Consider the following 25,141-nt stretch of genomic DNA (forward strand, 5'->3'; position numbering starts at 1 on the left):
CTCCGGAAGCGGCGGCGCCCGCGGCGGCTGCTGCGGTGGCCGTTGTCGATGGCTCCACGGATACTCTCGAAGGGCAGGGCGATACCGACGTCATGGCCGGCGACGATACCGCAGCGCCCATGGGAAAGCTCGGCCTCGGCCGTCCGGCCCTGCCTGAAGAGGTTGCCGCCTGGAATCACGACATCCTGCCCGATGGCACCGGCCTTCCCAATGGTGAGGGCGATGTCTGGACCGGCGAGGAGGTCTTTGCCGATAATTGCGCCGTCTGCCATGGCGACTTTGCCGAAGGCGTCGACAACTGGCCGAAGCTGGCCGGCGGCATGGACACGCTCGACCGCGAGGATCCGCTCAAGACGGTCGGCTCCTACTGGCCGTATCTTTCGACCGCTTTCGACTATGTCCGCCGCTCCATGCCCTTTGGCGCCGCGCAGACCATGTCGGATGACGATGTCTATGCCATCGTGGCCTATATCCTCTACTCGAACGACCTCGTGGATGAAGATTTCGTCCTGTCGAAGGATACCTTCCTCGATGTCGAGATGCCCAATGCCGATGGCTTCATCATCGACGACCGGGCCGAGACCGAACTGGGTCTGTTCAGTGCGGAACCCTGCATGGAAAACTGCAAGGAAAGCGTAGAGATCACGATGCGCGCCGCGGTTCTCGATGTGACCCCGGATCACGGTGGCGACGAAGACGCCGCCTCCGACGAGGCCCCGGCGGAAACCGAGATGGCAGCTGCGGAAACCGCGCCTGCTGCCGAGGCTCCGGCCGAGGAAGCCGCAGCCACCGAAGAGACCGCTGCCATCGATCCGGCGCTGGTTGCTGATGGCGAAAAGGTCTTCAAGAAGTGCAAGGCCTGTCACCAGGTGGGCGAGGATGCCAAGAACAAGGTCGGTCCGATCCTCAACGGTATTGTCGGGCGCGCGGCCGGCACCGGCGAAGGGTTCAAGTATTCCAAGGCCATGATCGAAGCGGGCGAGGGCGGGCTTGTCTGGAATGACGAGACGCTGGCGGGATACCTCGAAGCCCCCAAGAAGTACATCAAGGGGAACAAGATGTCCTTTGCCGGTCTCAAGAAGGCCGACGATGTCGCGGCGATCACCGCCTATCTCAAGGCCCATCCGTAATGGAGGCGCCGCGGATTATCGCGGCGCTGGCCGTGACGCTGCTTGCCCCGACCTTTTCGGCCGGGGCGAGCGAATTCGGTGATGTGGAACGCGGCGCCGAATACTGGAAACAGTGCCGGACCTGTCACCGCATCGGGCCCAACGCCTCCAACAAGGTTGGCCCCAATCTCAATTTCATCTTCGGCAGACCCTTCGGCGCGGCCGAGGGGTTTCGCTATTCCAAGGCGATGCTGGCCGCTGGCGAGCAGGGACGTGTCTGGGATCTCGATCAACTCGATGCGTATATCACCGATCCGCGTGGCTTCCTGAAGGGCACCAAGATGACCTTCAAGGGCATCACGGACCCACAGGAACGCGCCGACGTGCTGGCCTGGCTGCGGGAAAATTCCGACAATCCGCAGGATATCCCGGAAGCCGCGCCGACAGCGACAGGGACCGATCACAGCGTCGATCCTGCCATTCTCGCCATCGTCGGCGACCCGGAATATGGCGAATACCTTTCCAGCGAATGCCTGACCTGCCACCGCGCAGATGGCGAGATGGAAGGCATCCCCTCGGTCACAGGCTGGCCCGAGGAGGACTTCGTCATCGCCATGCATGCCTACAAGGACAAGGTGCGCGAACATCCCGTAATGCAGATGATGGCCGGACGGCTGTCGAATGACGAGATCGCATCTCTGGCCACCTATTTCAGGGCGCTCGGAGAATAGCCCCGTTTTGGGGCAACCGGTTGGGGAGCCGGTCACATAAAGGGAGGACAATTCATGAAACTGAACAGACGGCATTTCATCGGCAGTTCCGCAGCCATGACGGCAGCGCTTGCAGCGCCAACGGTCTGGGGGGAAAGCCACGGCAAACCCAGGGTCGTCGTGATCGGCGGCGGGGCCGGGGGCGCGACGGTTGCACGTTATCTGGCCAAGGACAGCAAGGGCGGCATCGAGGTCACGCTGGTTGAGCCCAGCCGCAAATACTACACCTGCTTCTTCTCCAACCTCTATATAGCCGGCTTCCGGGATCTGGCCTCCATCGGCCACAGCTACGGCACGCTGGCCTCCGATTACGGCATCAATGTCATCCACGAATTCGCCATCGGCATCGATCGCGACACGAAGACGGTGACGCTCTCCGGCGGATCGGTCCTGTCCTATGACCGCCTGGTGCTGGCGCCGGGCATCGATTTCGTCGACGGCGCCGTGCCGGGATGGGATGTGACCGCCCAGAACGCCATGCCGCATGCCTACAAGGGCGGCTCGCAAACGGAACTGCTCAAGCGCCAGATCGAAGCCATGCCCGAGGGCGGGCTGTTCTGCATGATCGCGCCGCCCAACCCGTTCCGCTGCCCGCCGGGACCCTACGAGCGCATCTCGATGATCGCCCACAAGCTCAGCGAGGTGAACCCGACTGCCAAGATCCTCATCGCGGATCCGAAGGAGAAATTCTCCAAGCAGGCGCTGTTCGAGGAGGGCTGGCAGGCCCACTATGCCGGCATGATCGACCGGCTCGGTCCCGATTTTGGCGGTGGCAATGTCAGCGTGAACCCGCATGACATGACGGTCGATATCGACGGCGAGGTGAACAAGGTCGATGTCTGCAATGTCATCCCGGCGCAGAAGGCGGGGCGGGTCTGCGAGATGGCCGGCGTCACCGAGGGCAATTGGGCCCCGGTTGTTCCGGCAACGATGCAAAGCCGGATCGACGAGAACGTCCATGTGCTCGGCGATGCCACCGATCAGGGCGATATGCCGAAATCGGGCTTTGCCGCCAACAGCCAGGCCAAGGTGGCCGCGATGGCGATCCGTGGAGCGCTGACCGGCTCCAAGGTCTTCCCGGCCAAGTTCACCAATACCTGCTGGTCGCTGATCTCGACCGATAACGGCGTGAAGGTCGGCGCGACCTACGAGGCGACCGAGGAGAAGATCGCCAAGGTGGACGGGTTCATCTCCCAGACGGGTGAGGATGCCGATCTGCGCAAGGCGACCTTCGAGGAGTCTGTCGGTTGGTATTCTGGCATCACCACCGACATGTTCGGCTGATCCGGCAGGATAAAACCGCCGGGGGCGAAGGAGTCGCCCTCGTGCAATCCAGGGGAACACGTAAATTCAGGGGAATGACAGATGAAAAAACTTCTCGCCGCCGCAGTGCTGGTTTCGTCGCCGGCTTTCGCGCAGGACATGGTCCTGACCGAGTTCGATGGAAGCTTTGATGACGCGACCTTTGCGGTCGAAAGCGCGATTGTCGGGCAGGGGCTCGTCATCGACTATGTCAGCCATACCGGCGAAATGCTCGCCCGTACCGCCGCAGATGTCGGCAGCGATGTGAAAATCTTCGAGGCCGCGGATATCTTCCTTTTCTGCTCCGCCAAGGTCTCGCGCGAGGTCATGGAAGCGGACCCGATGAACATCGTGCATTGCCCCTACACGGTCTATGTCATCGAGAAGGACGGCAAGGTCGAGGTCGGGCATCGCAGCTATCCCGATGGCCCGATGCAGCAGGTCGAGGAACTCCTTTCCGGAATCGTCGCCGAGGCCGCTGGCGAGTAACCGTTTCCTTCTGACGCCGCCGGCCCCAAACCCAGGCCGGCGGTGCTTCCCGGCGGTCGCAGCCTTTTGACCAGGAAGGATCGACTGCTCTGAAATTGCATTCGCTTAGGCGATGTTGCACAAGGTGGGCTGAACGGTGAGTTCGCCCTTTCTCCCTCGAATTCAGGTGACAGATTCGATTTCGGCCCTTCAAAGGGCCGAGAAGCGGATCATGATGGAAATGCGGATCTGGATTTCGGCGGTCTGGCGGTCGGGATCTCGTGACATGATCCGTTCGCGGAAGAGTTTCAGACAGTTCATTCTTGCCGCGACCCGACTTCGGACGTGGTAGCCTGCCATCGTTTCCAGAGCGCCCGGCCCAGATGGCGCGTGGCCCGCAGGATCTCGTTTCGTGCAATGGCGGCAGTGCAGTCCTCTTTCCGGGCCCGGTCGTTGCGACGGATCGGTATGACCGCATCGGCTCCGCGCTCGTTGATCGCGCGATGGCATCGCCGCGTGTCATCGGCGCCGTCCGCCGCCCGACAGGTGATTGCATCGCAATCACCGCAAGGGGCGATGATCGTGCCGATCTTTTCCTCCGGCGGGATCTGCGCGAGCAACTCCGGAAGCAACGGGCTGTCGCCCTGGCGGCTCGAGGTGAACTCGACCGCGCGCACATCGACGGTGTCCGCGTCCATTGCGATGTGGACCTTTCGCCATTGCCTGCGCCGCGATGCTCCATGCTTGCGGGCCAGCCATTCGCCATCGCCGCGAAACTTGATGCTGGTGCTATCGACAAGCAGGTTCAGGGGCTGCCCCGATGCACGATACTGGACTTGCACCGCGATCCGCGCCTGTCGGCGGCAAAGCGTCGAATGGTCCGGTACCGGCCAGTCGAGCACCGCCATCCGGATCAGGCTCTCGACCAGCCCGGTTCGCCAGTGGGCTCGAACCAGTGGTGCCTTCACTGGCTCACTCTGCCGAAGAGGCAGGCCGAACAGAACCTTCAGCGTCAGGCAAGTTTGGATTGCAGCATCAGAGAAGATTTCTTGCCGTCCGCGCTTGCAAGTCTTCTCCGCATGCCAGACCATGTTCGGATCGAACCAGACCGACAACGAGCCTCGGCGGCGCAACGACGCGTTATAGTCTGACCAGTTCATCGTGCGGTAGCGGGGTGGTGCAGGCTTCTACATGCGCTTGATCTAACCGACAGGATTCACTCAGTGAATCCCTCTCACGACTTTGTGCAACAAGGTCCCCGGCGCGGTTCAAAGTCCTGAATGCCGAATGGTTCAAAACAACCAAGGAGGCCCGGATCGTAATCAATTACTGGCTCAAGCAGTGCAATCATACCCGCCCGCATCAGGCGCTCGGAATGCGTCCTCCAGTGCCTGAACCTTTACTAAGAAGTGGCCCACAGAAATGGGGCTGGACACTAGCGCTGATAAAAAGGCGTAATCGGATCGAAACCATGTTCGGCAGGCTAAAGGGTTGGCGGCCTGTCGCGATAAGATATGACCGCTGCCCGAAAGTCCTCTTCTTAGCCCTCACGCTCGCAGAAACTGTCATGTTTTAGATATAAGGCTGGAACGCGTCCTGACCCTAGGTGTTTGATCATATGGTTTGATGGTGCGATCCATTCGATGGAATGGAAGGACGCCTTATAGGAAAGGTTCGTCATGGCAGCGCCACGACCACGCACGCCGTCCGAGCAGCAATACAGCGATCGCAAGCTTCGATCGCGGAGTTGAGCCGCGAGCTGGGTATCAATCCCAAGACAGTCGCGAAGTGACGAAAACGACAGACTGTCGAGGATCGGAAGACCGGCCCGACAGAACCGCGCTTAACCGTTTTGAGCGAAGAAGAGGAAGCGATGATCGTTGCGTTCAGGCGGCACACGCTGCTGCCGCTGGACGATTGTCTGTACGCAATGCAGCCGTCGATCCCGCACCTGACGCGCTCTTCTTTGCATCGATGTCTGCAGCGCCACGGTATCTCCCGCCTGCCGGACATGGATGGCGACAAGCCGAAACGGCAGAAATTCAAGCGCTACCCAATCGGTCTCTTTCACCTCTACATTGCCGAGGTGAGGACAGAAGAAGGTAAGCTCCATCTCTTTGTCGCCATTGACCGAACCAGCAAGTTTGCGATGGCGCAACTGGTGGAGAAGGCCAATCGAAAGACGGCCTGGGAGTTCTTGGACTTGCTTCTCGAGGCTGTGCCGTACCAGATTCACACAATCCTGACGGACAATGGCGTCCAGTTCGCTGAGCAACCGCGAAACAGGAATGTAATCGTCTCACGACCAATGCGTTTTGACATGATCTGTGAAGCCAACGGGATCGAGCACCGACTGACCAAACCGAACCATCCTTGGACCAACGGTCAGGTTGAACGCATGAAACGGACGATCAAAGAGGCCACTGTCAAAAGGTATCACCACGAAAGTCACGACCAGCTTCGCATCCATCTGTTCGATTTTCTCGATGCATACAATTTCGCTCGGCGCCTCAAGAAACTCAGCGGCCTGACGCCATATGAATACAAATGCAAAATCTGGACGTCAGAGCCAGAGCGATTCATCCTAAATCCGATCCACCAGATACCGGGACTGAACACCTAGAATAGGTTAACATCTCCCTCGATAGCACTGTCATCGGTTCTTTCGGATACCTCTTCCCTGAAGAGTCTGTATTTAACTCCGCCCAGCCGCAACTGGCTGTTCAAAATCTGAAACGTGGCGGATTTTCCCGCTTGCGATTCGCACGCGATGATACGCGCCGCTTGCGCCAAGTCGTCCAGTGTTTGGGTGGTGTAGTCTAGAGTTTGTAAACGTCGAACCTGACTCGGCGAAATATGAGCGGACTTCAAAATGAGCGACAGATCATTCTGGAATCCGCTCAATGCAACTTCGCATTTTTTTATCTCGTCGGCTAAGCGTTCTAAAAAAACTCGTGTCCAGTTGTCGTTATGTGAACCCTTTGCCCAATCCTGAGTGCCCGACATTACAGACGTCCAACAACTGACTCGATGCATTTTTGAAGATCCGTTGGAGAGAATGGTTTTTTTATAAAGTTGTTCATTCCCAAACGTTGCCCCGCCTCGATTAGAGACTTCTCAGCCTTTCCCGTAATCAGAATAAAACCGGTCCCTTTCAATTGCGGATGTTGACGGAGAGTTTGGAGAAGTTGGAGTCCATCCATTCCCGGCATATTGAAGTCAGAGATAACAAGGTGCGCGGGTTGTGTCTCCAGTGCTTTCAATGCCGAGTTGGCATCCGCTGCGTGCCTCACGTTGCGGATCCCGAAAGCATCGAGAGCTTGTAGGATCAAGCCTCTGCTTGTGGACATGTCATCTACCACAAAAACATGCAAAAGATCTCGAAGGGCCACGGCACTAGTCCTTTCTGCGGCAGTTTGTCATTGCGCGTCGATACGTTGTTGTGCCGCAGGCGTGGAAGTCACCTGTATACAACTCGTCGAGGCGCTCGGAATGGCCAAGAAACAAAAGTCCGCCAGGAAGGCAGGAGTTTTCGAAGCGTGGCCACAAATCGTGTTGAGTGATCTTGTCGAAATATATTACGACATTTCGGCAGAAGATCGCATCAAAGCCACGCCTCATGGGCCATTCGTCAAGAAGGTTCAGGTTTCTGAACGTTACAAGATTCCGTAGTTCTTTGTTGACTTGAAAAGTTGTAGAATTGGTGGAGTCATCGTGGTTCTTACTGAAGAATCGATTTCTACGATTGGGTGAGATCAAGTCGGTTTGTGAGTCATCGAAAATGCCTTCTCTGGCGGTATTCAGGACATTTGAGTCAATGTCAGTCGCGAGTATGCGGATATCGAGATTCGAGGCGTCGGGAATTTTCTCAAGTACAACCATGGCAATGGAGTACGCCTCTGGGCCGGTTGAACATCCTGCAGACCAGAAACGCAGCCCCTCACCCGATCTGACTTTTGGGGCTAAATTAGTCTCGAGCTCCCGGATAAGGGTCTCAAAGTGATGGTTCTCACGGAAGAAACTGGTTACATTAGTCGTCAATGTGCTGATTAGTTCTTTTCGTTCTGATTTTCCGTTGGGTGATGAAACAAGTCTACAATACTCGGATCTTGACGTGATGCCGAGAGCTCTGAGTCTTTTGTTAAGGCGAGCGAAAAGCATCGGTGCTTTTTCAACTGGAATGACAAGGCCGGCATCCGACTTGGCAATTCCTGAAAGAACAGAGAATTGCTTTAGATCTTCTCTTGTCAATGTCGTTGAAGGAGGGAGGCTCATCGCCTCAGATACGTTCATACTGCTTCTACCGATTGTTCCGGAAGGACGGTCTCAAGGTCCAAGACACGCAGCATTCGGCCGTCTACTATTGTCAGTGCTTTGACGAATCCGCGGTCCTTTTCTTCGGTCATTTCAGGAGGCGGCTGCATTTCGGAATCTGGAATGGCTAAAATGTCGGACACTGCGTCAACGAGCAAACCTACCGTTTGGTGGCGAATTTTCGAAACGATTATCACATTTCTTTCGCACGCTTCTTCGACAGACAAGTCCAAGCGTCGCGCAAGGTCCACTATCGGGAGAACCGTTCCCCGCAAGTTGATAACACCACGCACGTAGTCGGCTGAATGGGGAATCGGTGTTGGTCGGGTCCATCCGCGTATTTCTCGGACTGACATGATATCGACCGAGTATTCCTGCTCGCCGACCCGAAATGAAAGCAATTCACGATCGGTGGCTTCGTTTTGAAGGGCAGTTTGTTCGTTCATATCTTTCATCCTGCTATTTGCAGGTCCGCAGAGCGGTACCTCGTTTTTCCATTTGCACTCGACAACAGGTCGACCGGGTCCAGAATGAGGGCAACTTGTCCATCCCCCAGGATAGTTGCAGCCGCGATTCCCGGTACGTAGCCGTAACTCTCCTGAAGGCCTTTGATTACGACCTGTCGTTGCTCGTGGATTCGATCGACGATCAATGCTGAACGCGTGCCGTCTTCCAGTGTGATCAGTAGAACGACACTTCCGTGATAGTCGGACCGTGGCTCGCGGAATCCAAGTTCGACGCCGAGATCCAACAAGGGAACAAAGCTTTGCCGCACCTGCAGAACCTGACTGTCGGCGCCTAGGGCGCGCATGTTTTCGTGTCGTGCCGTCAGTGTTTCGACGATCGAGCCAAGAGGTACGACGAGTGTCTCTCCAGCGGCTTCGACAACCATTCCGTCGAGTACGGCAAGCGTGAGTGGCAAGGAAATGGAAAAGGAGGTACCTTTTCCTGGTGTTGAAGTGATATGGACTTGTCCCCCGAGATCCTGAATGGATTTTCTGACGACATCCATGCCCACGCCACGTCCTGACAGGTTGGAAACTGTTTTTGCGGTGGAAAAGCCTGGTAGGAACAGCAAGGCGTCGGTGTCGCTTTCGGACAGTGACTGGCCGGCTTGAACCAATCCTTTTTCTTCTGCGATGGCCCGAACCTTTTCTCGGTCGATCCCTCCACCGTCATCGCTCACTTCGATGACGACGCGGCCCGAACGATGAGCGGCAGAAAGCGTTATGCAACCTTCCTCCGACTTTCCGGCTTCAATACGAGACTCTGCGGATTCAAGGCCGTGATCGACTGCGTTGCGGATCATGTGGGTCAGAGGGTCTGCCAGTCTTTCGATGACGGTTTTGTCGACCTCAGTCGTTTCGCCGTCGGTTACCAGGCGAACGCGTTTTCCCAGAGAGGCCGAGGACTCTCGAACGATGCGGGCCATGCGTTGGAACAGCGACTTGACCGGCTGGGCGCGGATCATCATCACGCTGTCCTGGATGTCCCGTGTCAATTGCATGAATTCTTCGAGGTCTTGGGCGACAGGTGAGTTTGCAGGGATTCCTGCCTGTGCGACGCTTTGGGACAGCATTGCCTGGTTGATCACCAGTTCGCCCACGAGGTTCACAAGGCGCTCGATACGCTCCAGATCAACGCGGACCGTTGCTGGCGGAGCAGAAGGCGAGCCAGAGCTTCTTTGGGTCTGGCTTTTCGCCGAAGCATGGGCGGGGGCCGGTGTTTCAGAAACCGGTGCCGTTTTTGGTGTTTGGGTTTCCTGTGCTCCCGGAAGAGTCAGGTTCAGGCGTGATATGGGCGGAGCGGAATTGGCGTCCTCGCTTTCGATGCTCTCAGCGGAGTCACCGGGAACTTCTGAGATTTCGGGGAGATCAGGGAGCGGCGGAAGTGAAAAACCTGACAATTCCTCGATCTCCAGGGTGCAGAGGCCTTCGACGAATTCGAAGACTTCCTCGATCTCGTTTCGAGCCCTATTGGTCTCCAGAATTATCTTCCAACTCAGCAAGGCCCCTTCGGCTTCCAGCTTGGAAAGGTCGGGGATGGCGCCGAGCGTGCATTCCGTTTCGGTGTGCCCCAATTCGCCGAGGGCACGAAGAATAAAGAGGGGTTCATTTCCGGAAGCAAACAGCTCCCGTTCCGGTCGAAACCGGATCTCGTAGCGCGTATCGCCTGTATCAACCGCGCCAAGCCCGAGGTCGAGCGACAGGGTCATCGGTTGGAAATCGGCAACTTCCTCTTCTTCCTCCCCCTCGGAGCCTCCGGTGAGCGACTCCAGCTCGCGCAAGGTGGGCTCGACGGCCGTCGCATCGGTCTCTACGTCGTCGCGGCAGTTCCGGACGATATCGAACAGGATGTCGGCGGCGCGCATGAACAGGAGAACGGCGTCGTGATCCAGCGCAAGGCGCCCGCCGCGCACTTCGTCCAGAACCGTCTCGTATCGGTGGGCGAAACGCACCAGATCGTCCAACCCGAATGCTCCCGCGCCCCCTTTGATGGAGTGAACGGCCCTGAAGCAGACATTGACCGTCTCGTCATCGGCCGCACCTTCATCGATCTGGGTCAACCCATCTTGAAGCGCTTCCAGCAGTTCGTCGCATTCAATGAAGAAGGAGGCGCGGATTTCGGCCATCGGGTCCGGACTGGTCATGCTGTCGCTCCCGGCCCGGCAACCATGTGCAGTGCGCGCACGAGTTTCGCCGGGTCGAATGGCTTGACGATCCAGCCGGTGGCGCCCGCGGCGCGGGCCCTTGCCTTGAGTTCGGGAGCGCTTTCGGTCGTCAGAACGAGGATCGGTGTTGCGCGATGGGCGTCTTGCCCGCGCACGGCCTCGATAAAGCCGAAACCATCCAGGCGCGGCATGTTGATGTCGGTAATTATCGCGTCGGGTTGCAGCCCGTCGAGGACCTCGAGCCCGTGCACGCCGTCTTCGGCAAGTTGCGGCTCGAAGCCGGCCTGCGTCAACGCGAGCTTCAGCATGTCCCGGATCGTGCGGCTGTCATCTACGGCCAGAATGCTCAAACTCATGTCTCAAACCTCCCGGCCCGGCGCCGACAGTGCGGCCGAGTCGATCCCAAAAATAGAAAGTTGTTCGGTAAACGCTTCGGAACATGGCTGAAGCGAGAAACTCTTGCCGTCGGCCGCCCAGCTGCGTGCTGCAGACAGCAAGACCTGCAGCCCCGGCGTGCCGAGATGTGTAACGGCCTCGGCGGACATGCGGAGATCCTGGCCGCGTAACGCGGTGATGGCCTCGGCAAGAGGTGTGGCAGCGGGCAGATCGAGGCGGGCCGGCAGGGCGAGTTCGGCGCTCATATCCGGCACCGTGGGTGCTGCTTCGGGTCCGGCACTGGTTTTCCCCTAGGTGATTGTCGTCTTTCCCAAGCCCTAAGGGGTGCCGGTTAACATGCCGTTTCTCGCCGAGATTTTTTAGCCCAGTTCGAGCAGAGCCTGCAAATGAAGGGCCATTCCGATCAACGCGGCGTCGTCATCGGAAACAACCGTAACCGAAAACTGCTCCATGAAGCCGGAAAACCGGCCCTTGTCGCGCAGCGATTCCACGAATCCCATTTCGACCAGATAAGGCGCCATCGCCCGGCCGACACCGCCGATCAGGAACAAGCCGCCAAACGGCAGCTGGGTCAGGGCAAGATCGCCGGCAACCGCGCCGAGAAGGCGGGCGAAGAGACCAGCGGCCTCGCGGCAGAGCGTATCGCCCTCGGCCACAGCGGCCATGATCTGCTTGCCCTTCAGCGTGGCTTTCTCCGGCACGCCCGCCTCAGAGCAGACGAACTCATGCAGCGCCACCAGCCCGCGTCCGGAAAGCGCGTCTTCCACGGCGGCGAATCCATGTGCCTTTTCAAGGAACTGCGCCAGTCGAACGTCGCGCTCGTCGCGGAGCGGCAGAGCGACGTGACCGCTCTCCGAGGGTGGCACGAAGCGTCCCGCGCGGGTATCGAAAACCGGCGCCGCGTTGAACCCGGTGCCGATGCCGATCACCAGCTGCGTTGCCTGAAGGCGCGGCGGGGGGCCGGCGATCACCGGGAAAAGCGCCTCGGAGGGCAGGTGGCCGAGGGCATGGCCCTGCGCCTGCAGGTCGTTCAGCAGTGTCACCGTGCCCGCGCCGGTGGCGTGGGCGAGGGTCGCGGCGTCAAGCGTCCAGTCGAGATTGGTCAGCGTGCCGACGCCCTCGCGCACGGGGCCGGCCATCGCCAGGCAGGCGGCGGCTGGCGTTTCGGTGCCGGTTTCGGCGATGTAGCGGTGCAGGACCGGCTCCAGCGAGTCGAACTCGGCATTGGGGTAGTGGCGGACGGAGCCGTGGATCACCTTGCCGCCGCGCGCCAGCGCGACCCGGGTGTTGGTGCCGCCGATATCGGCGAGAAGGGAAGGGGCTGTCATTTGCGTTTCCTTAGCTTGCCAGCGCGGCTTTCAGGGCATGATAGGAGGCTTTCGGTGTACGCTCCAGCGTATCGAAATCGACATGGATCAGGCCGAAGCGTTTTTCGTAACCGAGGGCCCATTCATAATTGTCCATCAGCGACCACACGAAATAGCCCTCCAGCGGAACGCCCTCGGCGATAGCCTGCTTGGCGGCGTCGAAATGGCGGGCGAGATAGTCGATGCGCACCTGGTCGTCGACCTTGCCGTCGATGACGAGATCCGGATTGGCCATGCCGTTCTCGGTAACGTAGAGCGGCAGGTCGCCGGAGAAATCGGTGTGGCACCGGCGCAGGAAATGCAGCAACCCCTCCGGGTAGATCTCCCAGCCCATCTGCGTCTTGGGCAGCGGGCCTTCGAGGCTCTTGAGCGCGGGCCAGGGGCCGGGATCGGCAGCGATGATCTCGCGCGTGTAGTAGTTCACGCCGAGCCAGTCGACGGGGGTGCCGATGATCTCCATGTCATCCTGCCAGCCTTCGGGGAAGTAGCGGCCAAGCGCGTTCACGATCCGCTCGGGATATTCCTTTCGGAACAAGCCGGAGATGAAGAAATTATTGTAGTAATCGTCGAAGGTTGCGGCCGCCTCGATATCTTCCGGCTTGCCGGAGGCGGGTTGTGAGTAGGTGAAGTTGCACACCGCGCCGATTTCGCCGAAACCCTTCGCGCGCAACGCCTGCGTCGCGCTGCCATGCGCCAGAAGCACGTTGTGCATCGCGCGCGCAGCGCCGCGAATGTCGCGTTGGCCGGGAGCGTGCAGGCCGAGGAAATGGCTCAGGAAGCTCACGCACCACAGCTCGTTGATCGTCGCCGTCTTCCAGACCCGGTCGCCCACGCGGTCCATCAGGATCTCGGCGTAATCGGCGAACCACTTGGCAACGTCCTTGTTGCGCCAGCCGCCCAGATCGGTCAGCGCCGAGGGCATCTCCCAGTGATACAGCGTCAGCATCGGCTTGATGCCACGCTCCAGCATGCCGTCCACGAGACGTTCGTAGAAATCGAGCCCCTCCGGGTTCACCGTCCCGCGCCCCTCGGGCAGTACCCGCGCCCAGGACGCTGAGAATCGATAGGCGTCGAAACCGGCATCGCGGATCAGGTCGAGATCGGCTTCCCAGCGGTGATAGTGATCGCAGGCAATCGCGCCATTCTCGGCCCGGATCACGTTGCCGGGCGTGGCGGCGAAATCGTCCCAATGGGTGGGACCGGCGCCACCGAAGGAATGGCCTTCGATCTGGTAGGCGGCCGTCGAGGCGCCGAACTGAAATCCTTCGGGGAAGTCACTGCGCTTGTACATGGCAGATGTCCTTTAAAGGGTAGGGGCCGGTCCAGAAGAAGGGCCGACCACAAGGGAAGCCTTGAGCTTGGTCTGTATGGGCGGGGTCTTGTCCTGATCGATACGCTTCAGGAGCATTTCGGCGCAGATATTGCCATGCGAACGCACCGGCGACTGCGTGGCGGTAAAGATCGGGGCGTCCTCGGTGCCATTGGGCAAGTAGGAGAGCCCGTCATCATGGGTGACCACCGAGACATCCAGTCCCATCCGCAGCCCGCGCGCTTCGATCGCCCGGTGCGCGCCCATGGCAACCAGCAGCGAGGAGGTCAGAATGGCCGACGGCGGCTCGGGCAAGGCCAGCATCCGCATGGTTTCGTTATACCCGTATTGCTCGGTCATGGTGCTGCTGGCCATGATCTCTGGATCGGCGTTAAGTCCGCGCTCTGAAAGCGCATCAAGGAACCCGTCGCGCCGCCGGTGGGCGAAATCCATCGCCTCAATCCCGTTGAGCAGCGCAACCCGGACATGGCCGAGGTCGAGCAGGTGATCGGTGGCCTCGTGGAAGGCATGGCGGTTGTCCATGTCCATCCAGCAATACTCGTCATCGTGATCCGAAACCCGCCCATGCACGACGAATGGCATGCCGAGATCCTTCAGCAGCGCGATGCGCGGGTCTCCGGTCAGCGGCGCCTGCATGATCATACCGTCCACGCGCCCCTTGGAGAGCATGGAGCGATAGACATTCGTCTGTTCCTCCTCGCTGGCGAGCGAGAGCACGATGTCATAGCCGCGCATGGCGAGCGTCTCGGCGGCGCCGGCAACGAAATCGGCGAAGACCGGGTTCACGATCTCCTGTTTCGCCGTCATCGGCAGCACGAGGCCCACGGCCATGGCCTTGCCGGTGGCGAGCGATCGGGCACGGCTGTCGGGGCGGTATCCATGTGCGAGCGCGGCTGCGGATACCCGCTTGCGTGTTGCTTCGGAGACTTCGGGATAGCCGTTCAGAGCACGGCTGACAGTTGTCTGGCTCAGCCCGAGGCTGGCCGCCAGGTCCTTGAGGTTCATGGGCACAGGTCCGCTAGGTGATGGGCAAGTTACGACTACAGATCGAAACAGTCAAAGGGCTTTGGGCGGAAAATTCGTGCGCCATGATGATTATTTCCACACCGAATCGTAAAAATCGGGCGTAAGCTGAATCCGTTGACAGATCGCGGGGGTCGGTCTAGTGAACGATTGTCCAAAGCGCTTTGGCAGTGATTCCCTCTGCGCGGGCGAAACCGGTCGCAGGGGTATGGGGCCCCGCGATACATTCGGGAGGCTACTCAATGAAATTTCACCTTTTGGCCAGCGTTGCGGGGCTCGCACTTGTCGCGGGCGCAGCCAATGCCGAGCTCAAATTCCCGGTCGGCGAAGGTCCCTTCAGCTGGGACAGCTACACTGCGTGGGCCGACAACGCGCCTGACCTGAGCGGGCAGACGGTCACGGTGTCGGGCCCCTGGCTGAACCCGGAAGACGGCTTTTTCCGCGACGTGCTGGCCTATTTCGAAGAAGCGACCGGCGCCAAGGCCGTCTATACCGGCTCTGACGGTTTCGAGCAGCAGATCGTGATCGATGCCGAGGCGGGCTCTGCCCCCAACATCGCCGTATTCCCGCAGCCGGGCCTTGCCGCTGTGCTGGCCGCCAAGGGCCAGATGACGCCGCTGGGCGATGACATGCGCCAGTGGGTGACCGACAATTACGCCGCCGGCCAATCCTGGGTCGATCTGGGCACCTATCCCGACCAGAACGGCGATCCGCAATTCTACGGCTTCTTCTACAACGTGAACCTGAAGAGCCTCGTGTGGTATTCGCCCGACAATTTCGACGATGCCGGCTACGAAATTCCCGAAACCATGGAAGAGCTGAAGGCGCTGACCGAACAGATCGCCGCCGATGGCGATGTGCCGTGGTGCATCGGTCTGGGCTCCGGCGCCGCGACCGGCTGGCCGGCCACCGACTGGGTCGAGGACATGATGCTGCGCACGCAGTCGCCCGAAGTCTATGACCAATGGGTGACGAACGAGATTCCCTTCAACGACGAGCGCGTGATCGAGGCGATCGAGGAATACGGCTGGTTCGCCCGTAACGACGCCTTCGTCTCGGGTGGTTCTGGCGCGGTTGCCTCCACCGATTTCCGCGACAGCCCGAAGGGCATGTTCACCTCGCCGCCGCAATGCTACATGCATCGTCAGGCTTCCTTCGCCACGGCCTTCTTCCCGGAAGACGTGGTGCCGGGTGAGGATGCGGACTTCTTCTACCTGCCGGGCTTCGCCGAAAAGGATCTTGGCAACCCGGTCCTGGGTGGCGGCACGGTTCTTGCGATCACCGATCCCACGCCGGGTGCTGAGGCGCTCATGGATTTCCTGACGCTGCCGATTGCCAGCGAAGTCTTCATGCACCAGTCCGGCTTCCTTGCGCCGCATACAGGCGTGAATCTTGACGCCTATCGGGACGGCATCCTGCGCAAGCAGGGCGAGATCCTGCTGAACGCCACCACCTTCCGCTTTGACGGCTCCGACCTGATGCCAGCCGCCGTTGGCGCTGGTACGTTCTGGACCGGCATGGTGGATTACACCGGTGGCAAGGACGCCAAGGCCGTTGCCGATGACATCCAGAAATCCTGGGATGCGCTGAAGTAAGCGCAGGCCGGAATGACACGGCGCGGCCCGCCGCAATGGTGGGCCGCCTGAACGCCACCCCGTCAGGGGAACCCGCAGACGTTTGGGGGAGGGAGACCAAATGCATCCGGCCTTGCAAGGGCTTATCACGATCATCATCGGTGTCGGCGGCTGCGTCGGATACTTCTATTTCTCCAATTTCTTGCTCGACAAGTTCCTGCTGCCAGCGCGCGCGCTGAGCGCCGAACAAACGGCGACGCGGCGCCAGATGGGGACGATCTTCCTCTTCGGCATACCGGCCCTTCTGGTCGCGGCGCTCTATGTCATGGCCGTTGGTGTCGGAAGCATCGCAAGTATCGGCGGCATCTTCTGGCTGCTCGTGGCGGCCGGCGTGATCTACGGCCTGTGGCGGCTGAAGGATTTCGTCTTCGCCTCCGGCGCCACCACCGCCGGGCGCAACATCTCGCATGCCAACATGATCCGGCCCTGGCTGTTTCTTGCCCCGGCCATCCTCGCGCTCGGCCTCTACCTGACTTACCCGGTCTTCGAGACGCTCCGGATGTCGCTGGTCACCCGCAATGGCAGCGTCGGCTTCGGCAATTACACCTTCATGTTCGGCGAACAGAAGTTCTGGGAAGCCATGCGCAACAATATGCTCTGGCTGATCGTGGTGCCGGCCATGTCCACGGTGTTCGGCCTGCTGGTCGCGCAGTTGACGGACCGCATCGCCTGGGGCAATATCGCCAAGATGCTGATCTTCATGCCGATGGCGATCTCCATGGTCGGTGCCTCGGTGATCTGGAAACTGATCTACGAAGCGCGCCCCGTCGACGTCGGACAGATCGGCATTCTCAATGCCATCTGGGTCGGAATGGGCGGCGAGCCGCAACAATGGCTCCAATTGCCGGTCTGGAACAATTTCTTCCTGATGGTGGTGCTGATCTGGATCCAGACCGGCTTTGCCATGGTCATTCTCTCCGCCGCGTTGCGCGGTATCCCGGAGGAGACGGTCGAGGCGGCCATTGTCGATGGCGCGAACCCGTTCCAGATCTTCTTCAAGATCAAGGTGCCGCAGATCATGCCGACCATCGTGGTCGTCTGGACGACGATCACGCTGACCGTGCTCAAGGTCTTCGACATCGTCTTCACCATGACGAACGGGCAGTGGGGCACGCAGGTGCTGGCCAACTACATGTATGACAAGCTGTTCCGCGCCAATGACTGGGGCACGGGCTCTGCAGCGGCCATGATCATCATGCTGCTGGTGACGCCAATCCTGGTCTGGAACGTGCGCAATGCGCGCAAGGAAATGCGGTAAGGGGGCCGGCAAATGGACAATATCGCAGGACATAAATCCGGCCTGACATGGGCGGTCCATCTCTCGGTGGCCTTCCTCGTCATCCTCTGGCTCTTCCCGACCATGGGCCTTTTCGTTTCCTCCTTCCGCACGGCGGACCAGATCTCTTCCTCCGGTTGGTGGAATGCGCTGTTCCCGACCGAACAGAATATCGTCATCCGTGGCGCCTCGCCCTCCGATCAGGTTCAGATCGATGGCCTGTACGTCATCGAGGGCTCTGTCTTCGACGGCCGCGCCACGGGCGATATCTCCCATTGGGGCATCTCCTCGCGCGAGATCGACGCCTACAAGCCCGGAGACGTGGTCGAGTTGAACGGTGGCGGCACCATCACGCTGGGCGAGGACGGCCTCTACCGGATGGAGAACGCGGAAGAGTTCGAGGGCTCCCGCGGGCAGCGGATCTTCTTCACCGCCACCACACCACCCGAATTCACCACATCCAACTACGAGTTCATGCTGTTTGATCCGCGGAACTCCGAAGGCATGAGCAAGGCCTTCTTCTCGACCCTGACGGTCACGATCCCGGCCACGATCATCCCGATCCTGATCGCGGCCTTCGCGGCCTATGCGCTGGCCTGGATGGAGTTTCCGGGCCGCGCGATCCTGATTGCCTGTGTGGTCGGCCTGCTCGTGGTTCCACTTCAACTCGCGCTGATACCGCTATTGAAATTTCACAACAATATCGGCATCGGAAAAGGCTATCTCGGTGTCTGGCTCGCGCATACGGGCTTCGGCCTGCCATTGGCGATCTACCTGCTCAGGAACTACATGGTCGGTCTGCCACGCGACATCATCGAAAACGCCAAGGTCGATGGCGCGACCGATTTCCAGATCTTCATGAAGATCATCCTGCCGCTCTCCTTCCCGGCGCTGGCCTCCTTCGCCATCTTCCAGTTCCTGTGGACATGGAACGACCTTCTGGTGGCCATGGTGTTCCTGATCGACAGCTCAGGTGAGACCACGGTGATGACCAAGCAGATCGTCGAAATGCTCGGCACGCGCGGCGGCGACTGGGAAATCCTCGCCACGGCGGCCTTCATCTCCATGGCGGTGCCCATCGCGGTCTTCTTCGCCATGCAACGCTACCTCGTGCGCGGCCTGCTGGCCGGCTCTGTCAAGTAAGGCAGCTAAATGACTGATATCAAAAAAACATCCGCCATCGATACGGATTGGTGGCGGGGCGCGGTGATCTACCAGATCTATCCGCGCTCCTATCAGGACAGCAATGGCGATGGCGTCGGGGACATTCCCGGCATCATCCAGCGGCTGCCCTATATTGCCCGGCTCGGCGTGGATTGCATCTGGATCTCGCCCTTCTTCACCTCGCCGATGCTCGATTTCGGTTATGACGTCTCGAACTACCGCGACATCGACCCGATGTTCGGAACGCTCTCGGATTTCGACCGGCTGATTGCCGAGGCGCATGGGCGTGGCATCAAGGTGATGATCGACCTCGTGCTCTCGCACACGTCGGATCAACATCCGTGGTTCAAGGAAAGCCGCGCAAACCGTTCCAACTCCAAGGCAAACTGGTATGTCTGGGCGGATCCGAAGCCCGACGGCACGCCGCCCAACAACTGGCTCTCCATCTTCGGCGGCTCCGCCTGGGAATGGGATGGCGAACGGATGCAGTACTACCTGCACAACTTCCTGATCGAACAGCCGGACCTGAACTTCCACGAACCGGAAGTGCAGGAAGCACTGCTCGACGTCGCGCGCTTCTGGCTTGATCGCGGCGTGGACGGGTTCCGGCTCGATACTGTCAATTTCTACGTGCATGACAAGTATCTGCGCGACAATCCCCCGCTGGCCCCGGAGGAGATCAACGACAAGACCGCGCCGGCAGTGAACCCCTACAATTTCCAGAACCACCTGTTTGACAAGTCCCGCCCGGAAAACCTCGATTTCCTGCGCAAACTTCGCCGCGTGATGAACGACTACAAGGGCATCACATCGGTCGGCGAAGTGGGCGAAAGCCAGCGCGGCGCCGAAGTGCAGGCCGAATACACATCTGGCGGCGACAAGCTGCATATGTGTTACGATTTCGCACTTCTTTCCAACGAGATACCGAGTGGAGTTCACCTCAATTCGGTGATCGAGACCTTCGACGCCATGTCGTCGGATGGCTGGGCCTGCTGGGCGTTCTCCAACCATGACGTGGTACGCCACACGACCCGTTGGCACCTCAATGGAACGCTGCAGCGGCTCTATGCGGCGGTGCTCATGGCGCTCAAGGGCACGGTCTGCCTCTACCAGGGCGAGGAGCTTGGCCTTCCGGAGGCGGATGTCGCCTTCGAGGACCTTCAGGACCCCTATGGCAAGCGCTTCTGGCCCAAGTTCAAGGGTCGCGACGGGTGCCGGACGCCGATGAGCTGGACCTCTGGAAAGGCCAATGTTGGTTTCAGCGACGGCAAGCCATGGCTGCCGGTCGCGCCCGAGCATCGGCGCCTGTCCGTGGCCGCGCAGGAGGGCGATCCAAACGCGATTCTTGGGTTCTATCGCCGCATCATCGCGCTCAGGAAAGCGCTGCCGGCTCTGCAAAAGGGCAGCTACATCCCGCTTGTCGCCGAGGAAGATTTCCTGGTGTTCATCCGTGAGTATCAGGGCACACGCGTCTTCTGCGCCTTCAATCTCGCAGACGAGGCACGGCGGCTGGAGCTTCCTGCGGGCAATTGGGCGCATGTCCCGGATGCGCCATTCAACTCGACAATCGAAGCCGGCAGGGCCACCCTGCCGCCATATCAGGCGGTCTTCGCCACCGCCCGCGACGCCTGAGGAGGGGAAACATGGCTGGATTGAAACTCACGAATGTCGCCAAGAGCTATGGCGATGTAGATGTCCTCAAGGACATCAATCTCGACGTCGATGCGGGCGAGTTGATCGTTTTCGTCGGCCCCTCGGGCTGCGGGAAGTCCACGCTTCTGCGCATGATCGCGGGGCTGGAAAAGATCACAGGTGGCGAGTTGCAGATCGACGGGCAGGTGGTCAATGACGTGCCGCCCGCGCAACGCGGCATCGCGATGGTCTTCCAGAGCTACGCGCTCTACCCGCACATGACCGTCTACGACAACATGGCCTTCGCGTTGAAACTGGCGAAGATGAGCAAGGAAGAAATCGAGGCCGCCGTGAAAAAGGCTGCCGATATTCTCCAGCTCACCCCCTATCTTGACCGCCTGCCCAAGGCGCTCTCGGGTGGCCAGCGCCAACGCGTCGCCATCGGTCGTTGCATCGTGCGCGACCCGAAGGTCTTCCTCTTCGACGAGCCGCTCTCAAACCTCGACGCCGCCCTCCGAGTCGCCACCCGGCTTGAGATTGCGCAGCTCAAGGAGAGCATGCCGGACCGCACGATGATCTACGTCACCCACGACCAAGTTGAAGCCATGACTCTGGCAACCCGCATCGTGGTGCTGGCCAACAAGGGCATCAGCCAGGTCGGCACTCCGCTGGATCTCTATGAACGGCCACAGAACGAGTTCGTGGCGCAGTTCATCGGCTCGCCCGCCATGAACCTCTTCCCCGGCGAGATCGTGGGCACCGGCGAGCAGACCTCCATCGTGCTCGAAGGCGGCCACGGCACGGTTGTTTCGGCCTATCCCTCGCAGGAGGCGGATATGGGCGCGAAGGTCAATGTCGGGATCCGTCCCGAAGACATGACCGTTTCCGAAGATGAAACTGGCTATGCCGGGACCGTCGATGTACAGGAAAATCTCGGCGAAGTGACCCTGCTTTTCTTCAAACCCACCGAGCCCGGCAAGGACCCGGTCATTGCCAAGCTTCCCGGCATCCACCGTGGGCTCAAGGGACAGGTGCTGCACATGACGTCCGCGCCCGGCAAGGTCCACGTCTTCCTGAACGGCATTTCGCTGCTCTATCGCTAAGGCGACGGGGGAGAGCGGCGCCGCCCTCCCCATACATCATTCCGAAAAACCTCCGCCGGAGGCACGATCCGCAGGATTGTATGCCGTCCGCCCTTGGTGGGCGGCCCCCGACGTGTTTCTCCAGCGGTCCGGGGGGCGCGACCGTGCGACCAATGTCATCACCGCCATCCGCGCGCTAGACAACGCGGGAAGGGCGCGCCCTTCCGTTCCCTCATCCTCCTGCAACACCGCCTTCGAGCGGATGGAAAATGCTTATGCCTGCCCCCAAAAACACCATCAAACAAGCCCTTGCGGAAGATCGCCTGCAAATGGGCTGCTGGCTGAATCTCGGTCATCCCGCCATTGCCGCCATCGCTGCCAGCGCCGGTTTCGACTGGTGCCTCGTCGATGCCGAACACGGCCCCAACACGCTGGAAATGATCCACGCGCAGCTCAACGCGATGCAGGGCCATCCTGTCGCCACCGCCGCGCGGGTCCCCTGGGGCGAGGGCTGGATCCTCAAGCAGGTTCTCGATCTCGGCGTGCAGACCGTGGTTGTGCCCATGGTCGACACTCCCGAACAGGCAGCGCAGGTCGTGGCCGCGTGCAAATACCCGCCGGAGGGCATCCGTGGCCGGTCCGGCGGCTTGTCGCGCTGTTCGAACTGGGGACAGATCACCGATTACGAGCCGACGGCAAATGACGAAATCTGTGTCATCGTTCAGGCCGAGACCGAGACCGCGCTCAGCAACCTGACCGAGATCACCAAGGTGCCCGGCGTCGACTGCGTCTTTGTCGGCCCGGCGGATCTGTCGGCCGATATGGGGTTCCGCGACCGGATGGACGCGCCGGAGGTGAAGCAAGCCATCGAAGATGCGATCGTGACGATCCACAAGGCCGGTAAGCCGGCAGGCATCATCTCCTACGATGCTGCGGATTATCGGCGCTTCGTTGAGCTTGGCGTGCGCTTCATCGGCGTGGGCGCCGATGCCGCTATCTGTGCCAAGGCGATCCGCAGCCAAGCGGCCGCGATGCGCGAACTGCTCTCCTGAGGCCCAACCTCTGCAAACTGTCTCCGGCGCAAGCGATGACCCGTTTCCGCCGGGGCCACCCGCCTTACGGCAGGGAGACCTTGAGCACGTAAACCGGCACGTCCATGATCGCGACAATGCTCTCGGATCCGTCGAACATTTCTGCCAGCTCTGCGATGGAAACCGACACCGCCACGTCGCCAGACAGCGGCTTGCCAAGCGATGCGCTCGACAGCACTTCGATCAACCGATCATAGCGGTAGATCCTGTAGCTCTCCGGCTTGACGCTGGAGAACGGCTTCACCTCGCCGTTGACCCAGCCCGCCATACCGGGGGTGAAATCGAGCGATACCTCGAACGCGCCGCCATCCGGCACGACAGTTCGCCATGCCAGCGACTTCTTTTGTGCTCCGGCGGCATCTACGCTCATCATCCTTTCGAAGCCGGTTTCGGCCTGAACAGAGTTCCCGTAGGGTCCTTCGCCCGGTTTCGATGAATAGACCCGGAAAACCATGACGCGCGGCGGACCGCCATTGCTGGCCAGTGTCAACATGCCGACCGAACGGCTTTGGGGCGGATCCATCGGCTTGCCGTCGGCGTCTGTCTCCAGTTCCCGGTTGACGAGGGACACGACGCAATCGGCCCCGGCAAGCGGCCCTTTCGGGAAGGGAACGGATTTCCACCCTTCCGGCAGGAATTTCGCAAATGCGGTGTCCGGCACGTCAAATCCCAGAAGAACGCGGCTCTCGACGCTGGATGACTGCAACGTTTCACCCGACGCTGTCATAGTCGATGCCGCCAGGCTGATCGCCATTACGACGGGGGCGATCAGAAATCCCGTTGATCTGCGTTTCATCTTGTCCTCCCTCGAGATCCCGCCCGGGGCCGCGGGCGGACACCGGCGGGTGACCTAGGGTAACCTACGAGACGGAGGGGGGCGATGATGCAGATCAACCGCCTGAAATCCTCCGCGCGGGCGGCCGGCTGCAACAACATGTTCCACCCAAGCATCCGCTATGTCCAAATACGGGGTTTCATGCAGCGGATATCCGTGTATAGGGGATGCGCCAAACGACCCCCCTCTAGGAGAGTGTGATGGAGATTCGTGAGGCGCTGACCTTCGATGACGTTCTGCTTGTTCCTGCCGAGAGCTCCGTGCTGCCCTCGACTGCGGACACATCGACCTGGGTAACCAAGACGATCAGGATGAATATACCGCTGCTGAGTTCGGCGATGGACACCGTAACCGAAGCCAGGATGGCGATTGCCATGGCCCAGGCCGGCGGTATCGGGGTGATCCACCGCAACCTCGACATCGAGGAGCAGGCCAAGCAGATCCGCCGCGTGAAGCGGTTCGAGAGCGGGATCGTCTACAACCCGATCACCCTGACCCCTGATCAGACGCTGGCCGACGCCAAGGAGCTGCAGGAGCGCTACAATATTTCCGGCTTCCCGGTGGTGGATGCGAACGGCCTAGTGGTCGGGATCGTGACCAACCGCGACATGCGCTTTGCCAATGACGACGCGACCCCGGTCAAGGCGATGATGACCGCCGAGAAGCTTGCCGTTCTGACGGAACCGGCCGATCTGGGCGAGGCGCGTGCAATGATGCGCGAACGCCGGATCGAGAAACTGCTGGTGACCGACAGGAAGGGCAAGCTTACCGGTCTGCTGACGCTGCGCGATATCGACCAGGCGGTGCTCAACCCACAGGCTTGCAAGGACGATCTTGGCAGGCTGCGCGTGGCTGGCGCCTCGACCGTGGGCGATGCCGGCTATGAGCGCTCCCAGGCGCTCGTGGATGCCGGTGTGGACATGATCGTGATCGACACGGCGCATGGCCATTCCGCAGGCGTTGCCAAGGCCGTGGAGCGGGCCAAGATGCTCTCCAACAACGTCCAGATCGTGGCCGGCAACGTTGCCACGGGCGAGGCGACGCGGGCGCTGATCGGGGCAGGGGCCGACGCGATCAAGGTCGGTATCGGGCCGGGTTCGATCTGCACCACGCGGATGGTGGCCGGTGTCGGCGTGCCGCAGCTGACGGCGATTTCCGACAGTGCCATTGCCGCAGGCGAAAGCGGAACGCCGGTGATCGCCGATGGCGGCATCAAGTTCTCCGGAGATTTCGCCAAGGCCATCGCCGCCGGGGCCTCCTGTGCCATGGTCGGCTCCATGCTGGCGGGCACCGACGAATCCCCCGGCGAGGTGATCCTCTACCAGGGCCGCAGCTTCAAATCCTATCGCGGCATGGGCAGCCTCGGCGCCATGGCGCGCGGCTCGGCCGACCGCTACTTTCAGAAGGACGCGGCCAGCGACAAGCTGGTGCCGGAAGGGATCGAGGGGCAGGTGCCCTACAAGGGCTCTGCCGGCGCGGTGATCCACCAACTCGTCGGCGGCCTGCGCGCGGCCATGGGCTACACCGGTAATCCGACGGTCGAAGCGATGCGCGGTGGCTGCGAATTCGTGAAGATCACCGGGGCAGGCCTCAAGGAGAGCCATGTCCACGATGTCCAGATCACGCGCGAGAGCCCGAACTACCGGCTTGGATAATCAGCGGCCCGCAGCGCTTCCC

General features: G+C 60.5%; 22 protein-coding genes and 4 pseudogenes. 14 read left to right on the top strand and 12 right to left on the bottom strand.

Annotated features, from left to right (window positions below):
• Positions 1-92 precede the first annotated feature (92 nt).
• The 4 genes from AX756_RS06315 to AX756_RS06330 all read left to right on the top strand — a co-directional run bounded on the left by AX756_RS06315 (position 93) and on the right by AX756_RS06330 (position 3,670).
• Complete coding sequence (locus AX756_RS06315; protein WP_068309839.1) at positions 93-1,130, top strand: c-type cytochrome; 1,038 nt, start codon at positions 93-95, stop codon at positions 1,128-1,130.
• Complete coding sequence (locus tag AX756_RS06320) at positions 1,130-1,840, top strand: c-type cytochrome (protein WP_068309621.1); 711 nt, start codon at positions 1,130-1,132, stop codon at positions 1,838-1,840. Before AX756_RS06315 ends, AX756_RS06320 begins: the two co-directional genes overlap by 1 nt.
• A gap of 54 nt (positions 1,841-1,894) precedes the next feature.
• Positions 1,895-3,163, top strand: coding sequence for an NAD(P)/FAD-dependent oxidoreductase (locus AX756_RS06325; protein ID WP_068309622.1), 1,269 nt, complete (start codon positions 1,895-1,897; stop codon positions 3,161-3,163).
• Between the two features lie 81 nt (positions 3,164-3,244).
• Complete coding sequence (locus tag AX756_RS06330) at positions 3,245-3,670, top strand: DUF302 domain-containing protein (protein ID WP_068309623.1); 426 nt, start codon at positions 3,245-3,247, stop codon at positions 3,668-3,670.
• Positions 3,671-3,859: 189 nt separating this feature from the next.
• Here the strand turns inward: AX756_RS06330 and AX756_RS06335 are convergent.
• Positions 3,860-4,809 (bottom strand): annotated as a pseudogene (locus tag AX756_RS06335) (IS5 family transposase).
• 116 nt (positions 4,810-4,925) lie between these two features.
• Between AX756_RS06335 and AX756_RS26765 the strand changes: the two are divergent.
• The 3 pseudogenes from AX756_RS26765 to AX756_RS06340 all read left to right on the top strand — a co-directional run.
• A pseudogene (locus tag AX756_RS26765) lies at positions 4,926-5,024 on the top strand (integrase core domain-containing protein); the annotation flags it as partial.
• Between the two features lie 72 nt (positions 5,025-5,096).
• Positions 5,097-5,225, top strand: a pseudogene (locus tag AX756_RS26020) (IS5/IS1182 family transposase); the annotation flags it as partial.
• 87 nt (positions 5,226-5,312) lie between these two features.
• Positions 5,313-6,272, top strand: a pseudogene (locus AX756_RS06340) (IS481 family transposase).
• Here the strand turns inward: AX756_RS06340 and AX756_RS06345 are convergent.
• From AX756_RS06345 to AX756_RS06390, 10 genes are all read right to left on the bottom strand, one after another.
• Entirely contained in the window at positions 6,269-6,655 is a 387-nt protein-coding gene (locus AX756_RS06345; RefSeq protein ID WP_068309624.1) for a hypothetical protein, read from the bottom strand. The pseudogene AX756_RS06340 and the gene AX756_RS06345 overlap by 4 nt on opposite strands.
• Positions 6,655-7,041, bottom strand: a complete 387-nt coding sequence (locus AX756_RS06350; RefSeq protein WP_068309625.1) for a response regulator — start codon at positions 7,039-7,041, stop codon at positions 6,655-6,657. Before AX756_RS06350 ends, AX756_RS06345 begins: the two co-directional genes overlap by 1 nt.
• A 4-nt stretch (positions 7,042-7,045) precedes the next feature.
• On the bottom strand, positions 7,046-7,942 hold the full coding sequence (locus tag AX756_RS06355; RefSeq protein WP_082738976.1) for a CheR family methyltransferase: 897 nt from the start codon (positions 7,940-7,942) through the stop codon (positions 7,046-7,048).
• Positions 7,939-8,409, bottom strand: a complete 471-nt coding sequence (locus AX756_RS06360) for a chemotaxis protein CheW (protein WP_082738989.1) — start codon at positions 8,407-8,409, stop codon at positions 7,939-7,941. Before AX756_RS06360 ends, AX756_RS06355 begins: the two co-directional genes overlap by 4 nt.
• A gap of 5 nt (positions 8,410-8,414) precedes the next feature.
• Positions 8,415-10,613 (bottom strand): chemotaxis protein CheA, encoded by a 2,199-nt coding sequence (locus AX756_RS06365; RefSeq protein WP_231700994.1) that lies wholly within the window; start codon positions 10,611-10,613, stop codon positions 8,415-8,417.
• Positions 10,610-10,990, bottom strand: a complete 381-nt coding sequence (locus AX756_RS06370) for a response regulator (protein ID WP_068309628.1) — start codon at positions 10,988-10,990, stop codon at positions 10,610-10,612. The genes AX756_RS06365 and AX756_RS06370 overlap by 4 nt, the downstream gene beginning before the upstream one ends.
• 3 nt (positions 10,991-10,993) lie before the next feature.
• Positions 10,994-11,275, bottom strand: coding sequence for an STAS domain-containing protein (locus tag AX756_RS06375; RefSeq protein ID WP_156461406.1), 282 nt, complete (start codon positions 11,273-11,275; stop codon positions 10,994-10,996).
• A gap of 114 nt (positions 11,276-11,389) precedes the next feature.
• Positions 11,390-12,358: a glucokinase gene (locus tag AX756_RS06380; RefSeq protein WP_068309630.1), complete on the bottom strand. Its 969-nt coding sequence runs from the start codon at positions 12,356-12,358 to the stop codon at positions 11,390-11,392.
• Positions 12,359-12,368: 10 nt separating this feature from the next.
• A complete protein-coding gene (locus AX756_RS06385) occupies positions 12,369-13,688 on the bottom strand; it encodes a GH1 family beta-glucosidase (protein ID WP_068309631.1) in 1,320 nt (439 codons plus the stop codon).
• A gap of 12 nt (positions 13,689-13,700) precedes the next feature.
• Positions 13,701-14,732 (bottom strand): LacI family DNA-binding transcriptional regulator, encoded by a 1,032-nt coding sequence (locus AX756_RS06390; protein WP_068309632.1) that lies wholly within the window; start codon positions 14,730-14,732, stop codon positions 13,701-13,703.
• A gap of 260 nt (positions 14,733-14,992) precedes the next feature.
• On the opposite strand from AX756_RS06390, the gene AX756_RS06395 reads away from it, so the two are divergent.
• From AX756_RS06395 to AX756_RS06420, 6 genes are all read left to right on the top strand, one after another.
• Complete coding sequence (locus tag AX756_RS06395; RefSeq protein WP_068309633.1) at positions 14,993-16,345, top strand: ABC transporter substrate-binding protein; 1,353 nt, start codon at positions 14,993-14,995, stop codon at positions 16,343-16,345.
• 100 nt (positions 16,346-16,445) lie between these two features.
• On the top strand, positions 16,446-17,642 hold the full coding sequence (locus tag AX756_RS06400; RefSeq protein WP_231700995.1) for a carbohydrate ABC transporter permease: 1,197 nt from the start codon (positions 16,446-16,448) through the stop codon (positions 17,640-17,642).
• A gap of 12 nt (positions 17,643-17,654) precedes the next feature.
• On the top strand, positions 17,655-18,803 hold the full coding sequence (locus AX756_RS06405) for an ABC transporter permease subunit (protein ID WP_068309634.1): 1,149 nt from the start codon (positions 17,655-17,657) through the stop codon (positions 18,801-18,803).
• A 9-nt stretch (positions 18,804-18,812) separates the two neighbouring features.
• Positions 18,813-20,456 carry an alpha-amylase family glycosyl hydrolase gene (locus tag AX756_RS06410; protein ID WP_068309635.1) on the top strand — a complete coding sequence of 548 codons (1,644 nt, stop codon included), beginning with the start codon at positions 18,813-18,815 and terminating at the stop codon, positions 20,454-20,456.
• Between the two features lie 11 nt (positions 20,457-20,467).
• Complete coding sequence (locus AX756_RS06415) at positions 20,468-21,559, top strand: ABC transporter ATP-binding protein (RefSeq protein WP_068309636.1); 1,092 nt, start codon at positions 20,468-20,470, stop codon at positions 21,557-21,559.
• 254 nt (positions 21,560-21,813) lie between these two features.
• Positions 21,814-22,590, top strand: a complete 777-nt coding sequence (locus tag AX756_RS06420; protein ID WP_068309637.1) for an HpcH/HpaI aldolase family protein — start codon at positions 21,814-21,816, stop codon at positions 22,588-22,590.
• A gap of 64 nt (positions 22,591-22,654) precedes the next feature.
• On the opposite strand, the gene AX756_RS06425 is transcribed toward AX756_RS06420, so the two are convergent.
• Complete coding sequence (locus AX756_RS06425; RefSeq protein ID WP_068309638.1) at positions 22,655-23,425, bottom strand: hypothetical protein; 771 nt, start codon at positions 23,423-23,425, stop codon at positions 22,655-22,657.
• A 239-nt stretch (positions 23,426-23,664) separates the two neighbouring features.
• Here AX756_RS06425 and guaB point away from each other — a divergent pair, with 239 nt between their 5' ends.
• Positions 23,665-25,119, top strand: a complete 1,455-nt coding sequence (gene guaB, locus AX756_RS06430) for an IMP dehydrogenase (protein WP_068309639.1) — start codon at positions 23,665-23,667, stop codon at positions 25,117-25,119.
• Positions 25,120-25,141: the final 22 nt, after the last annotated feature.

Origin of the sequence: Aliiruegeria sabulilitoris (assembly GCF_001558155.1) — a bacterium.
GTDB classification, from domain to species: Bacteria; Pseudomonadota; Alphaproteobacteria; order Rhodobacterales; family Rhodobacteraceae; genus Tropicimonas; species Tropicimonas sabulilitoris.